Raw genomic sequence first — 15,067 nt, forward strand, 5'->3', positions numbered from 1 at the left:
ACAGGCCATCATTTGAGCACTTAGTGCCTGTACCGCCGAGCGAAAGTACCCATGAGCCTCGAAGCTGCGTGGTACGGACCGGAGCAACATGACGAGTCCTTGCCGCGTTCTAATGATTTATCCGAAGTTCGTTCCGGACTCGTTCTGGAACTATACGGAAGCTTGCGAACTCGTCGGCGCGAAGTATCCGGCGGCGCCGCTCGGACTGATCACGGTCGCCGCCATGCTGCCGAGGCATTGGGAGATCCGTCTCGTCAATCGTAACACCGAGCCTTCGACCGACGCCGACCTTGACTGGGCCGATCTCGTCATGATCGGCGGAATGCTGAACCAGCAGCCTGATTTTCTCCACCTGATCGATCTCGCCCACCGGCACGGCAAGCCGGTATGTGTCGGTGGGCCTGACGTCTCCTCCAGCCCGCACCTTTACGCGGATGCCGACTTCCAGGTGATCGGCGAGGCCGAGCATGTCATCGCGGAATTCATCGCCGCTTGGGAACGCGGCGAGCGCAAGGGCGTGTTCACCGCCGAGAAATTCAAGATCGACGTCACGCAAAGCCCGATGCCGCGCTACGATCTGATCAAGTTCGAGCATTATCTCTTCATTGGCGTGCAGTATTCGCGCGGCTGCCCGTTCACCTGCGAGTTCTGCGACATCATCGAGCTGTATGGGCGCGTGCCGCGTACCAAAACCCCCGATCAGATTCTCGCCGAGCTGCAAGCCCTCTACGATCACGGCTATCGTGGGCATGTCGATTTCGTCGACGACAATTTCATCGGCAACAAGAAAAACCTGCGCGTCTTGCTGCCGCGGCTCAAAGCCTGGCTGGAAGAGCGGGACTATCCGTTCGAATTCTCGACCGAAGCCTCGATCAATATCGCCGACGATAGCGAGCTGTTGCAGGCAATGAAGGACGCGAACTTCTTCGGCATTTTCGTCGGCATCGAGAGCCCGGATCCCGAGACCCTCGTGCAGATGAAGAAAAAGCAGAACACCAGGCGCAACATCGCCGAGAGCGTTCACAAGATCTACGACTATGGCATGTTCGTCACCGCGGGTTTCATCGTCGGGTTCGATACCGAGAAAGTCTCGATGGCGCAGGCGATGATCGACTTCATCGAGGAGGCGAGCATTCCAGTCTGCATGGTTGGACTGCTTTATGCGTTGCCGGGCACACAGCTGACGCGGCGGCTGGCCCAGGAAGGCCGCCTGCACGAGGGCCATGATCTCATGAAGGTCGAGCAGGCGGGCGACCAATGCACGCTCGGCTGCAATTTCGACACCAAGCGTCCGCTTCGCGACATCCTCACGGATTACAAGACCGTGCTCGGGCACGTGTACAGCCCGGCGGCATATGCAGGACGGCTGGCGCAGCTTGCCGCCATGCTCGACCGGTCGGATCGGCGCCGCGACCTGCCGGATGGCGACATCCGCAAGCGGCTTGGCGGCATCGAAGGCGTGCACAGGGTGATCAGTGCGCTGCCGGAGGTTCGCGAGCCGTTCTGGAAGACCTTCGTCGGGGTCGCCAAGTCCAATCCAGGCGCGCTGCGCTACATCGTGATGCTGATGGCGCTGTACTTGCACTTCGGGCCGTTCTCGAAATACGTGATCGGCGAGATCGACCGCCGGATTGCCGAGTTGGACGGTAAGCCGTCGGTGAGGGCCACGGCGCTTGCGCAATGACTTCATCAACTCTGCAGCTTGATGGACGGCAAGGTTCGCCGGAGCTTCGGTTCTGATTGAATCAGGACCGAAGCTTGCTTGAGCGGCCACCGCGTTTCAGGCAACGTCGGTGGAAAGCGAAACGCTCTTCCACGCATCGAATTCGGCCTGCAGCAGTTTCATCTTGTCCTCAACCAGCCGCACGGCATCGCTGCCGAGCAACAGATGCGCCGGCGGATCGGCCGACAGTGCGAGTTGCAGCATCGCCTGCGCGGCCTTCTTGGGATCGCCGACCTGCCAGCCACTCAGTTCCATGCGGCGTTTGCGGATTGGATCGATGACAGCGTCATAGTCCGCGATCGACCGTTCTGCCCGCACCATCGACCGTCCGGCCCAGTCGGTGCGGAAGCCACCCGGCTCGACGGCGGTGACCTTGATGCCGAGGTCCTTGACTTCCTTGCCAAGGGACTCGGAGATCCCTTCCAGTGCGAACTTGCTGCCGTGATAGTAGCTGAGACCGGCCATCGTGATGATCCCGCCCATCGACGTGATGTTGAGGATGTGTCCGGCGCGTCGTTTGCGCATGAAGGGCAGCACCGCCTGGATCATCGCCACCGCGCCGAACACGTTGACCTCGAACTGGCGCCGCAGATCGTCGATCGACGATTCCTCCAGAATGCCCTCGTGGCCATAGCCGGCATTGTTCACGAGGACGTCGATCGCGCCGATCCTGCGCTCGATATCAGCGACGGCGGGCGCGATCGCCGCTGTGTTGGTGACGTCGAGGATCACGGCGTGCACGCCCTTGCCGAGCGCTTCGAATGTCTGCTGGTCGGTTGCATTGCGCACGGTGCCGGCGACGGTGTGGCCGTCATGCAATGCGGCCTCGGCAAGTGCGCGGCCGAAGCCGGATGAAACGCCAGTGATCAGGAAAGTCTTTGCCATGGGAGGTGCCCTTCAAAACCAGTTTCCGGGCTCGATATAGTCGGTTGGATTAATGCAATAATCGGCATAGACTGGCATGACCTGATGCAGGAAATCGAACAATGCAGCATGCCGGTCTTTTCGAGTTGAATGCGGTCGTCGCGATCTCGACGCATCGCAGCTTTCGCGCGGCGGCGACGGAACTCGGCATTTCGCCTTCGGCGTTGAGCCATGCAATCGCCGGGCTGGAGAAGCGGCTTGGCGTGCGCCTGATCAATCGGACGACACGCAGCGTCGCGCTGTCGGAAGCGGGAGAGCGCTTCCTCGCCAGGGTCAGCCCCGCGCTGCGCGAGATTGCCGGCGCGATGGAGGATGTGAACGAGTTTCGCGATACGCCCGCGGGCACACTGCGCATCAATCTGAAGGAGCGCGCCGCGCACCAGATCCTTCGCCCGGTCGTGGCAAAGTTCCTGCGGCGCTATCCTGACATGAACGTCGAATTGACGCTGGAAGGACGTCCGATCGACATCGTCGCGGAAGGTTTCGATGCCGGCATCCGGCTGGCCGAAGCCGTGCCGCAGGACATGGTCGCGATTGCCTGCGGCCCGGACACCCGCTTCATCGTCGTTGGCGCGCCCGGCTATTTCGATCGCGCGTCGGTGCCGCGGTCTCCGCTCGATCTGCTCGCCCATGAATGCATTCGCAGGCGGATGCCGAGCGGCAAGCTCTATCACTGGGAGTTCGAAAAGCGCGGCGGCGAGCAGATGGTGCTCGATGTCCCGGGCAGGCTGACCCTCGACAGTGACAGCCTGATGGTCGAAGCCGCCCTCGAGGGTTTGGGGCTGGCCTTCGTCAGCGATTTCTGGGTCACGGAGCATCTCGCCGCCGGCACGTTGCGCGCGGTTCTGGACGCCTGGACGCCGCCATTTGCGGGCTTGCGCCTGTATTATCCGCGGCACCGGCACATGACGGCGGGGCTTCGCGCCTTCGTCGACATGATACGGGAGGAGACGAAGCTCGCCACCCGGATTGGCGGCGGCCACTCACCCCAGGGCAAGCGATCGGACGAGCATCGCAAACACGCTTGAGCTGTCTGGAAGCCGTCGAGGCTGTTGGGGCCACGATACTTTTGGTGGACGCGTCGGGAGATGCGGGCTAAACGCGCAGCATATTCCCTCGGCACCGTGAATCTCACTCGTGAGTGGCAGGCAGAACAATTTCCTTGCTCAGGCGCTGCAACAAGGCGCATTGGCGTTGCGGGCGCAGCAGTTTGCTCAGGCAGAGCAGATCGCGACCAACATCCTGAAGTCAAACCGCACGGACCGACATGCGGCGCTACTGCTGGCGCATGCCCTGATGGGGCAGAAGCGGGGAGACGAGGCGATCGCGCCGCTCGAGCGGATTGCACGCCGTGGCGACGATGGCGAGGTCGAGACCTTGCTCGGTGCTTTGCTGTGCGGCGCCGGGCGGGCCACGGACGGCATCGCCCAGCTTCGGCGCACGGCGGCGCGGCGTCCGCCCTATCTCCCCTCGTTCCAGGAACTCGCCGGGCAGCTTGCCAAGGCCGGTCAATACGACGAGGCGATCAGCACGGTCGAGGCCGGGCTTGCGCTGGCGCCCGGCAGCGTCGACCTGAAGTACGATCTGGGGCGCCTGTTGCATGAGACCGATCAGATCGCGCGGGCCGCAAGCATCCTGAGAGAGGCATGTGCTGCCGCGCCGGGACGCCCCGACGTGCTCAACCAGCTCGGGCGGGTCCTGATCCTACATGGCGACTATGCCGGCGCCGTGGATGCCTTCCGCCGCGTGCTCGCGCTTTACCCGGACGATCGCTCGACCCGCGCCTACCTCGCCACCTCGCTGTTCGAGCAGGGCGAGCGCGATGCTGCCGAGACGGCGCTGCGCGCCGTCATTCGCGGTCAGCCCCAGCTGCTGGGACGCGCGGCATTCGTCATGGCCGCGGGATCGCGCGGCCGCTTCTTCTTCTCGCAAGGCGACGTTGCCAAATTCCTCGGCGGGGAGAGGCCAGCTTGAGCGCAGCGGACGAAATCGCGTCGCGCCTTACGCCCTGAAGTTTCTGCGATAGAGGTTGGGCTCGCGCTTGAGCTCGCCGCGGAATTCGCCGACGCGCTTGGCTTCCTCCGCGGTGAACGGCGTTGCCTGCGCGGTCCAGCTGTCGCGCTTGACCGGGATGCATTGTGCGATGGGCGTGCCCTTGGGCAGGACGCCTCGGAAATTCCTGTCGTGCCAATACGCCGGGAAGTGCACCCAATTGTCGGTATAGAGGTCGGAATTGACCAGGCCGCTCAGCGTGGTGAACGGCAGATCGAAGCGATTGACGGGATGCGTGAAGTAGACCGCGTAGCCTTCCGGGGCTTCGACGGTCCACAGATTGTGGAATTTGAGAAAGAAACGGCCCTCTTCGAACAGCGGCGTGCCGCTGACCTGACCCGGGTCGTGAAACCCGATCGGCGAACGCGGAAACTCGGGCGTGCCTCCCGGCGGCAGATCGTGGTCCCAGGTGATCTCGCCGTTCTCGACCTTGAGATCGCAGACCAGCGGCAGCAGGAATCCGCAGGTCATCGCATCAACAAACGGCGGGCAGCGCTTGATGGTGTCCTCGTCGTGCAGGTTGATCGAAGAGAAGGCCGTCGCAGGCATTGCCTTGAGCCAGTCGGGAACGCCCTGCGCCGCCGGGATGGGGGCCGGTATCCGTCCCTCAAGCTCCGTCGGACAGCGGAATTTGAGCGTCAGTTTGTTGCTGGTGGACATTGGGCGCTCCGATGCCCTGTTGGCCTACATCAATGCGTCGCAAAGGTGAAGCGCCGCCACGCCGCCGAACGCGTAGCCTTGTAGGATGGGTGAAGCGAAGCGATGCCCATCAATCATTTCGGCGCCGTCAGAGGATGGGTATCGCTGCGCTCCACCCATCCTACGGATCTACGGATCACCGTCCGGGATTAGCTGACCAGATACTTCGCCACCGCTGGCTCGTTCCATTCGATCCCGAGCCCGGGACCGCGGGCGGTCACCGCGCCATCGATGATCTCGGCGGGCCTTGCCAGGATCACGCCTGCGAAGTCGAGGAATTCGAGCCAGTGCGCGGTCGGCGTCACCGCCAGCAGATGCGCGCTGACTTCCGCGAACAGATGGCTCGACATCGGGATCGAGGCCGCATCGGCCTGGCCTGCGACCTGCATCCAGCCGGTGACGCCGCCGACCTTCATGACGTCGGGCATGATGAAGTCGGATGCGCCGGCCCCAATCGCTTCGGCGAAGCCGCGCGGAAACCACCAGTTCTCGCCGGCCTGGATCGGCGTCGGCGAGGTCTCGCGGACCTTGGCATGGCCGGACAGACTCTCCTGCGGCACCGGCTCCTCGATCCAATGCAGGTCGTAGGGAGCAAGCCGCGCGATACGGCGCGTGGCCTCGGCCGGATCGAGCGACTGGTTGAAGTCGATCATCAGTGCGATGTCGGGGCCGAGCAGGGTGCGCACGCCCTTCACGACGCGCTCGTCATTGGCAGCGTCACCGTCGCCGCCCTTGATCTTGATGCCCTTGAAGCCCTGATCGAGCGAACGCCGCAGCGCGCGTTCATCGGCTACGGGATCGACCACGCCGTAGCTGTCATAGGCCTTGATCGGCTTGGCGGAGCCGCCGAGCAGTTCGACCAGCGGCCGGCCGGCGAGTTGGCCGAGCACGTCCCAATAGGCCATGTCGAGACCGGACACCGCCATGCCGACCAGACCCTGCCAGCCGAGCAAACGAAATTTGGCGTCCATCGCCTGCATCAGGTCGAACGGCGCGACCGGCTTGCCGGTGAGTTCGCGGCCGATCTGCTCGATCAGATAACAAAGCGGGTGAAGTGTGAGCTTGCTGTAGGCGAAGATGTAGCTGCGACCAATAACGCCTTGATCGGTCTCGACATCGATCAGAACCAGCGGGCCGGAATCGATCACGCCGAACGCATTCTTCACGGGACGCTTGAGCGGCACCACGACGCCTCGCGCCTTCACGCCGCGGATCGCTGCAACTGTCTGGCTCATGGGTGTTTCCTCTTCTTGTTATTGAACACTGTACCATCGCACGAGCCGCGGCGCGGCCCAGTCGGTCGCGACCTGCTCGATCAGATAGCGGCCCGGATATTCGGCGAGGAAGGCGATGCGCTGGGTCTGGCCCGGCTCGACCGCGAGGGTGTCGAGCCAGAACGGCTTCCAGCCGTCGTCGAGCTTGTCGAGCAGGCGGAAGTGATGGCCGTGCAGATGAAAGACGCTGGCGATCGCGCCGCGGTTGGTCAGCGTCAGCACGACGGGCCGGCCCGCCTTGGCCTGGAATGCGGGAGCGGCTGTCGGCTTGAACTCCGCGGGGCGGAACCATTCGGTCGGCGCGCCGAGCGGCAGCTCGAATCTTGCGGCACTCTTGAGATCGAGCTGGGCGGGCATGTCGTTGCCCGGAAGCGGCGGAGCTGGCGGGAACGGCGCCGGTCGGATCGGCGGCTCGTTCGAGACCGTCAGTCTGCCGACCGGGCGGGCCTGCTTGCCGTCGTGCAGCAGGATCGGGAAGCTGGTTCCGGCGGTGCCGGCCGCATCGACAAAGACATCGGTGCGGCTTCCGGGAGCCAGTACCAACGCACCGTTGCGAGCCGGGAACGGCTCGGCCGGCTGGCCGTCGATGGCCATCACCCGGACGTCGAGGTTCTCCAGCTTGACCGCCAGCACGCTGCGTTGGCTGCCGTTGATAAAGCGGAGTCTGAGCCGGGTATTGCTCGGGGCCGAGATGTCGTATGAGGTCTTGCCGTTAATTGTATGAATCGGCGTCGAATCTTTGGAATCAGTTCCGGGCGGAATCGCGGTTCCATCGGGCCGCAGGCGCCATTCCTCGATCAGCACGATCTCGTCACGATCGACGGCAACCGGCGAGGTGCCGGTCACGATCAGCGGGCGCGGCCGGACCGGCGCCGTACCGGTATCGCCGAGCAGCGGCTCGCACAGGAAGGTGCCGGCGTGGCGAAGCGGGAGCTGGAAGGTATCCTTTGCCCCCGCCGCCAGCGGCGCGCGCGAGGCCAACGGCTCCGCCGCCGGGATGCCATCGAGCCCGCGGCAGTCGAGCGCGGTTGCGACCGGCAGCTCGTTGCCGAACGTCACGTCGAGGACTTCGCCGCGCTTGAAGCGGAGGTCGCCGCCGCCGAGCGACCAGACCGGGATATCCGGGCCGCCAGGACCAGGACCATCCGGACGCAGCGAGATTCGGTCGGCCTTGGCCTGGAGTACGACCGCGGTCCGGCCCTGGGCCGAGCCCGTGGCGGGCCATGCCGGGCAAAGCGCCGCGGCGCCGATCGCGGCCATCAGGTCGCGCCGGGTGACGGAAAATTCAGGGCTTGTTTTGGGACTTGCCATCCGGCCGATGCGGACCATTTTCGAGGGTACCTGTCCAGTCGCGATCGGTCGCAGGCTGGGCTCTCCAGCGGCCATTTTTTTGCTGCGAACCGGTGGGCCCATGTTATAAGCCCGCCGCCCGCGGCACCGCGGCCGGATTGGATGCTTTTCACGCGGGCGTGGCGGAACTGGTAGACGCGCTGGATTTAGGTTCCAGTGACGAAAGTTGTGGGGGTTCGAGTCCCTCCGCCCGCACCAAGCGCTTACAGCGTTTGCATGACGATTTCTTGGAGAACCTTTGGCCCGAAAGGGACGAGGGTTCGCCGAACCCACAGACGTTAGGCCGCAAGGCTCACCGTCGAACAGATTGAACACTGCCACGGCCGCTCGGGCCGCGGCAAAAGCGGAAGAAGATTGATACCATGCAGGTCACCGAGACCCTCAACGAGGGACTGAAGCACGAATTCAAGATCAGCGTTCCGGCATCCGATCTCGATGCCAAGGCGGGCGCCAAGCTGGTCGACCTCAAGGACAAGGTCCGTCTCAACGGCTTCCGTCCCGGCAAGGTGCCGGTGGCGCACCTGAAGAAGATCTACGGCCGCTCGGTGATGGCCGAGACCATCGACCAGACCATCAGCGACACCAACCGGCAGCTGTTCGAAGACCGCGGCTTCCGCCTCGCCGGCGAGCCGAAGATCACGATGCCGACCGAGAAGGACCAGGTCGAGGAATTGCTGTCGGGCAAGACCGACCTGACCTACACGGTCGCGATCGAAGTCGTGCCGCCGATCCAGCTCGCCGACTTCAAGTCGTTTTCGGTCGAGAAGCCGGTGGTCGAGGTCGCCGACGCCGACGTCGACGATGCCATCAAGCGCATCGCCGAGGGCAGCCGTCCGTACAATGCCAAGACCGAGGGTGCGGCGGAGAAGGGCGACCGCGTCACCATCAGCTTCAAGGGCACCATCAACGGTGAAGCCTTCGAGGGCGGCACCGGCGAGGGCATCCAGGTCGTGATCGGCGCCGGCCAGTTCATCCCGGGCTTCGAGGAGCAGCTGATCGGCATCGGCACCGGCGAGACCCGCACGCTGAAGGTCTCGTTCCCGAAGAACTACCTGAACGACAAGCTCGCCGGCCAGCCGGCCGAGTTCGAGACCACCGCGACGCTGATCGAAGCGCCGGGCGAGACCGTGATCGACGACGAGTTTGCCAAGACGCTCGGTCTCGAATCGCTCGACAAGCTGAAGGAAGCGGCCCGCGAGCGCCTGACCGCCGAATTCGCCGGCGCGACCCGCCAGAAGGTCAAGCGCGCGCTGCTCGACCGGCTCGACGAGAGCCACAAATTCGAGGCTCCGCCGTCGCTTGTCGCCGAAGAGTTCAACCTGATGTGGAACTCGATCAAGGCCGAGATGGACTCCTCCGGCAAGACCTTCGCCGACGAGAACACCACCGAGGAGGAGGCGAAGGAGGAGTACCACAAGATCGCCGACCGCCGCGTCCGCCTCGGCCTCGTGCTGTCGGAGATCGGTGAGAAGAACAAGATCACGGTGACCGACGACGAGGTGTCGCGGGCGGTGATCGAGCGTGCGCGCCAGATGCCCGGCCGCGAAAAGGAAGTCTGGGATTACTATCGCAGCAACGCCCAGGCGCTGGCCCAGCTCCGCGCCCCGATCTACGAGGACAAGGTCGTCGACTTCGTGCTCGAGCTCGCCACGGTGACCGAGAAGAAGGTCACCAAGGACGAGCTGTTCAAGGATGAAGACGCCGAGAAAACTGCCGCCTAATTCCGGCACCTCGCGTTAATGATGAACCGCGAAAGCGCGCCTCGCGACGGATCCCGTCGCTAGGCGCGCGGATGCGAATCAGCTTGAACTTCCGCGACCTGCCCGGATGGGTAGTGCGGCCCAGTGCCGGTCTTGTCGGCCGGAAATTGGCCCATATCTGGGTTAAGCCTTAAAGTTCTGCATCACCCCTAACCCTTGGGTTCTTTCATGCGCGATCCCGTTGAAACCTACATGAACCTCGTGCCGATGGTCGTCGAGCAGACCAATCGCGGCGAACGCGCCTACGACATTTTCTCGCGCCTCCTGAAAGAGCGCATCATCTTCGTCACCGGCCCGGTGGAAGACGGCATGTCGACGCTGATCGTCGCGCAGCTCTTGTTCCTCGAGGCGGAGAATCCGAAGAAGGAAATCTCGATGTACATCAACTCGCCGGGTGGCGTGGTGACGTCGGGCCTTGCTATCTACGACACGATGCAGTTCATCCGTCCGCCGGTGTCGACGCTGTGCACGGGGCAGGCGGCCTCGATGGGCTCGCTGCTGCTGGCAGCCGGCGAGAAGGACATGCGCTTCACGCTGCCGAATTCGCGCATCATGGTGCACCAGCCCTCCGGCGGCTTCCAGGGCCAGGCCACCGACATCATGCTGCACGCGCAGGAGATCCTGAATCTCAAGAAGCGCCTCAACGAAATCTACGTGAAGCACACCGGCCAGACCTACAAGGCGATCGAGGACGCGCTCGAGCGCGACAAGTTCCTCACCGCCGAGGATGCCAAGGCGTTCGGCCTCGTCGACAAGGTGATCGACAAGCGGCCGGAAGACCCGTCGGCGGCCAAGGCTGCCTGACAAGGCTGCCTGATCTGGACAGGTATCTGGAGGCGTCGGTGTGATCTCCACATTGACGCCTCACATAACCGGCAAAAGCAGGATGGCGGGCCCGCCGGCGGACGCATGCGCGCAGGCAGAAAGTTCCGCTTTCGTGCTCATATACCGGCGTGGTAATCCCGCAACGTTCCGTGGATTTCGACGCGTATTCCACGTGCGGTCGTGGAAAATCACGGTATTGTCACGGTCTTGAGCCGGCCATCCGATTAGCGAATTCTTGATAGTCGGGTGCCAGCATGGTTGGCTGTAATGCATCGGCTAAGATCGCGGAGATTCGAATAAACCGTGATTGGCATGGTCAGTATTGCGTAGGGTCTTTTTTGGTACGGAATTTGCTCTATCTACCCAAGACCCCGGTTTTGTGCCGGATTGGGTCGATCTGGCAAACAAGATCGAACGGCGGACGGAGATAATGAATGAGTAAGGTCGGCACGAGCGACGCCAAGAACACGCTATATTGCTCGTTCTGCGGCAAGAGCCAGCATGAAGTTCGCAAGCTGATTGCCGGACCGACTGTCTTCATTTGCGACGAGTGTGTCGAACTGTGCATGGACATCATTCGCGAGGAGAACAAGTCCTCGCTGGTGAAGTCGCGCGACGGCATCCCGACGCCGAAGGAAATCTGCAAGGTCCTGGACGATTACGTGATCGGCCAGAGCCATGCCAAGAAGGTGCTGTCGGTCGCCGTCCACAACCACTACAAGCGGCTCAACCATCAGACCAAGCACAACGACGTCGAACTGGCGAAGTCGAACATCCTGCTGATCGGTCCGACCGGGTCGGGCAAGACGCTGCTCGCGCAGACGCTGGCCCGCATTCTCGACGTTCCCTTTACCATGGCGGATGCGACGACGCTGACCGAAGCCGGCTATGTCGGTGAGGACGTCGAGAACATCATCCTGAAGCTGCTGCAGGCCGCCGACTACAACGTCGAGCGTGCGCAGCGCGGCATCGTCTACATCGACGAAATCGACAAGATCAGCCGCAAGTCGGACAATCCCTCGATCACCCGCGATGTGTCGGGCGAGGGCGTCCAGCAGGCGCTGCTGAAGATCATGGAAGGCACGGTGGCCTCGGTCCCGCCGCAGGGCGGCCGCAAGCATCCGCAGCAGGAGTTCCTGCAGGTGGATACCACCAACATCCTGTTCATCTGCGGTGGTGCGTTCTCGGGCCTCGAGAAGATCATCTCCGCGCGCGGCCGCTCGACCTCGATCGGCTTCGCGGCGCAGGTGCTCGCGCCGGAGGATCGCCGCACCGGCGAGATCTTCCGTCACGTCGAGCCGGAGGATCTGCTGAAGTACGGCCTGATCCCGGAATTCGTCGGCCGTCTGCCCGTCGTTGCGACGCTGGAAGACCTCGACGAGGCTTCGCTGAAGAAGATCCTGACCGATCCGAAGAACGCGCTGGTGAAGCAGTACCAGCGGCTGTTCGAGATGGAGAACATCGAGCTGACCTTCGCCGACGAGGCGCTTGGCGCGGTTGCCCGCAAGGCGATCGAGCGCAAGACCGGTGCGCGCGGCCTGCGGTCGATCCTGGAGAGCATCCTGCTCGAGACCATGTTCGACCTCCCGGGCCTGGAAGGCGTCGAGGAAGTCGTGATCTCGCGCGAAGTCGTCGAGGGAACGGCGCGTCCGCTCTACATCTACGCGGACCGCTCCGACCGCGCCGTCGAGAGCAGCGCAAGCGCCTAACAGCGCAATATTCTGTCGTTGTAATTGCGCGGCTGCCGGGCAATCCGGCGGTCGCCGCGGCGCACCAGCAGCGCCGCTGCGGCATTGCAGTAAATGCCTGTTTAGCCTGAATTTCCGGGCACTTCTCAGACTTGACACCCCCCGGCCTGATAGCCACCTAATGCTATCGGCGAGGGATCCCATGCGTTGAGATTCGTCGCTTTTCGATGCGGAATAAGCGACTGCTGACGGCAATCTTTTTCCGGATCACCAAGGCACCTTGTGGCGGTTGCGCAAACAGGCGGGCTGCGTGCAAGGGGGCAAAACAAAAGGATAAGGCCATGACGACCTCAAAACCCCGGCCAACGATCGTCCACGGCGAAAGCCACTCCTATCCGGTGTTGCCGCTCCGCGACATCGTCGTCTTCCCGCACATGATCGTTCCACTGTTCGTCGGCCGCGAGAAATCGATCCGCGCCCTCGAAGAGGTGATGAAGAACGATGCGCTGATCATGCTCGCGACGCAGAAGAACGCGTCCGATGATGATCCGGCGCCCGATTCAATTTACGAGACCGGTACGCTTGCCAGCGTGCTGCAGCTGCTGAAGCTGCCCGACGGCACCGTGAAGGTGCTGGTCGAGGGCCTCGAGCGCGCGCGCGTCGAGAAATATTCCGACCGCAGCGAGTATTACGAGGCGACCGCAGTCGCGCTCGCCGACGCTGACGCGACCTCGGTCGAAGCCGAAGCGCTGGCGCGGTCGGTCGTGTCCGACTTCGAAAGCTATGTGAAGCTGAACAAGAAGATCTCCGCCGAAGTCGTCGGCGTGGTTCAGGCGATCACCGATTTCGCCAAGCTCGGCGACACCGTTGCCTCGCATCTCGCGGTCAAGATTGCCGATCGGCAGGCGATCCTGGAGACGTTGTCCGTCACGCAGCGCCTGGAGAAGGTGCTGGGCCTGATGGAGAGCGAGATCTCGGTGCTGCAGGTCGAGAAGCGCATCCGCTCGCGCGTCAAGCGCCAGATGGAGAAGACCCAGCGCGAGTATTACCTGAACGAGCAGATGAAGGCGATCCAGAAGGAGCTCGGCGACGACGAAGGTCGCGACGAGCTGGCCGATCTGGAGGAGAAGATCTCCAAGACCAAGCTCAGCAAGGAAGCGCGCGAGAAGGCCCAGCACGAGCTGAAGAAGCTGCGCCAGATGTCGCCGATGTCCGCGGAAGCGACCGTCGTGCGCAACTATCTGGATTGGCTGCTGTCGATTCCGTGGGGCAAGAAGTCCAAGGTCAAGAAGGACCTCGAGGCCGCGCAAGCGGTGCTGGACTCCGATCACTACGGGCTCGAGAAGGTCAAGGACCGTATCGTCGAGTATCTCGCGGTGCAGTCGCGCGCCAACAAGCTGACCGGACCGATCCTGTGCCTGGTCGGACCTCCCGGCGTCGGCAAGACCTCGCTCGGCAAGTCGATCGCCAAGGCGACCGGCCGCGAGTTCGTGCGCGTGTCGCTCGGCGGCGTGCGTGACGAGGCCGAGATCCGCGGTCACCGCCGCACCTATATCGGCTCGATGCCCGGCAAGATCATCCAGTCGATGCGGAAGGCGAAGACCTCGAACCCGCTGTTCCTGCTGGACGAGATCGACAAGATGGGCGCCGATTTCCGCGGCGATCCGTCCTCGGCGCTGCTTGAGGTCCTGGACCCCGAGCAGAACTCGACCTTCAACGACCATTACCTGGAGGTCGACTACGACCTGTCCAACGTGATGTTCATCACGACCGCGAATACGCTGAATATTCCGGGCCCGCTGATGGACCGCATGGAGATCATCCGGATCGCCGGCTACACGGAGAACGAGAAGGTCGAGATCGCGCGCAAGCATCTGATCCCGAGCGCGCTCTCCAAGCACGGTCTGGACTCCAAGGAATGGTCGATCGACGACGCGGCCTTGCTGCTGATGATCCGCCGCTACACCCGCGAAGCGGGCGTGCGTAACCTGGAGCGTGAGCTCTCCACACTCGCCCGCAAGGCGGTGAAGGAGCTGATGATCTCCAAGAAGAAGTCGGTGAAGGTCACCGAGGCGAACATCGAAGAGTTCCTCGGCGTTCCGAAGTATCGCTTCGGCGAGATCGACGACGAGGATCAGGTCGGTATCGTCACGGGTCTGGCCTGGACCGATGTCGGCGGCGAGCTGTTGACCATCGAAGGCGTCATGATGCCCGGCAAGGGCAAGATGACCGTCACGGGCAACCTGCGCGACGTGATGAAGGAGTCGATCTCGGCGGCGGCGTCTTACGTCCGCTCGCGTGCGATCGTCTACGGCATCGAGCCGCCGATGTTCGACCGGCGCGACATCCACGTTCACGTGCCGGAGGGCGCAACGCCGAAGGACGGTCCGTCCGCCGGCGTGGCGATGGCCACCGCGATCATCTCGGTCATGACCGGCATTCCGGTCCGCCACGATGTCGCGATGACCGGCGAGATCACGCTGCGTGGTCGCGTGCTGCCGATTGGCGGTCTGAAGGAGAAGCTGCTGGCTGCCGCACGCGGCGGCATCAAGACGGTGCTGATCCCCGAGGACAACGCCAAGGATCTCACGGAGATTTCCGATGCGATCAAGGGCGGCATGGAGATCATTCCGGTCTCGCGGCTGGATGAGGTCGTCGCCAAGGCGCTGACCCGCGTACCTGCGCCGATCGTCTGGGAAGAGGAGACCAGCAAGGTCGACGTCAAGCCCGACGCTTCGGATGAGGCTTCCGGTGGCCTGACGGCGCACTGAG

The 15,067-nt window shown here is 63.3% G+C and carries 11 protein-coding genes and 1 tRNA gene; 8 read left to right on the forward strand and 4 right to left on the reverse strand.

What is annotated here, in order from left to right; all coding sequences use genetic code 11:
* The first annotated feature begins 88 nt into the window (after window positions 1–88).
* Entirely contained in the window at window positions 89–1,684 is a 1,596-nt protein-coding gene (locus BRSPCE3_RS07950) for a B12-binding domain-containing radical SAM protein (protein WP_244065249.1), read from the forward strand.
* 96 nt (window positions 1,685–1,780) lie between these two features.
* On the opposite strand, the gene BRSPCE3_RS07955 is transcribed toward BRSPCE3_RS07950, so the two are convergent.
* On the reverse strand, window positions 1,781–2,608 hold the full coding sequence (locus BRSPCE3_RS07955; RefSeq protein WP_244065250.1) for an oxidoreductase: 828 nt from the start codon (window positions 2,606–2,608) through the stop codon (window positions 1,781–1,783).
* Between the two features lie 101 nt (window positions 2,609–2,709).
* On the opposite strand from BRSPCE3_RS07955, the gene BRSPCE3_RS07960 reads away from it, so the two are divergent.
* A complete protein-coding gene (locus BRSPCE3_RS07960; RefSeq protein WP_244065251.1) occupies window positions 2,710–3,675 on the forward strand; it encodes a LysR family transcriptional regulator in 966 nt (321 codons plus the stop codon).
* Window positions 3,676–3,835: 160 nt separating this feature from the next.
* On the forward strand, window positions 3,836–4,621 hold the full coding sequence (locus tag BRSPCE3_RS07965; RefSeq protein ID WP_244065252.1) for a tetratricopeptide repeat protein: 786 nt from the start codon (window positions 3,836–3,838) through the stop codon (window positions 4,619–4,621).
* A gap of 27 nt (window positions 4,622–4,648) precedes the next feature.
* On the opposite strand, the gene BRSPCE3_RS07970 is transcribed toward BRSPCE3_RS07965, so the two are convergent.
* From BRSPCE3_RS07970 to BRSPCE3_RS07980, 3 genes are all read right to left on the reverse strand, one after another.
* Entirely contained in the window at window positions 4,649–5,359 is a 711-nt protein-coding gene (locus tag BRSPCE3_RS07970; RefSeq protein ID WP_244065253.1) for a hypothetical protein, read from the reverse strand.
* A gap of 188 nt (window positions 5,360–5,547) precedes the next feature.
* Entirely contained in the window at window positions 5,548–6,633 is a 1,086-nt protein-coding gene (locus tag BRSPCE3_RS07975) for an enolase C-terminal domain-like protein (RefSeq protein ID WP_244065254.1), read from the reverse strand.
* Window positions 6,634–6,651: 18 nt separating this feature from the next.
* Window positions 6,652–8,001 (reverse strand): multicopper oxidase family protein, encoded by a 1,350-nt coding sequence (locus BRSPCE3_RS07980; protein ID WP_244065255.1) that lies wholly within the window; start codon window positions 7,999–8,001, stop codon window positions 6,652–6,654.
* 134 nt (window positions 8,002–8,135) lie between these two features.
* Here BRSPCE3_RS07980 and BRSPCE3_RS07985 point away from each other — a divergent pair.
* The 5 genes from BRSPCE3_RS07985 to lon all read left to right on the forward strand — a co-directional run bounded on the left by BRSPCE3_RS07985 (window position 8,136) and on the right by lon (window position 15,066).
* A tRNA-Leu gene (locus BRSPCE3_RS07985) sits at window positions 8,136–8,220 on the forward strand.
* Window positions 8,221–8,384: 164 nt separating this feature from the next.
* A complete protein-coding gene (gene tig, locus BRSPCE3_RS07990) occupies window positions 8,385–9,743 on the forward strand; it encodes a trigger factor (RefSeq protein WP_244065256.1) in 1,359 nt (452 codons plus the stop codon).
* A 207-nt stretch (window positions 9,744–9,950) separates the two neighbouring features.
* Entirely contained in the window at window positions 9,951–10,586 is a 636-nt protein-coding gene (locus BRSPCE3_RS07995; RefSeq protein ID WP_021079148.1) for an ATP-dependent Clp protease proteolytic subunit, read from the forward strand.
* 455 nt (window positions 10,587–11,041) lie between these two features.
* Entirely contained in the window at window positions 11,042–12,316 is a 1,275-nt protein-coding gene (gene clpX / locus BRSPCE3_RS08000; protein ID WP_024583449.1) for an ATP-dependent Clp protease ATP-binding subunit ClpX, read from the forward strand.
* Between the two features lie 320 nt (window positions 12,317–12,636).
* The gene (gene lon / locus BRSPCE3_RS08005; protein ID WP_244065257.1) at window positions 12,637–15,066 is read left to right on the forward strand and encodes an endopeptidase La; all 2,430 of its coding nucleotides are present in this window, start codon (window positions 12,637–12,639) and stop codon (window positions 15,064–15,066) included.
* The last annotated feature ends 1 nt before the right edge of the window (window position 15,067 follow it).

It is taken from the genome of Bradyrhizobium sp. Ce-3, assembly GCF_022835695.1.
In the GTDB taxonomy this organism is placed as follows: domain Bacteria; phylum Pseudomonadota; class Alphaproteobacteria; order Rhizobiales; family Xanthobacteraceae; genus Bradyrhizobium.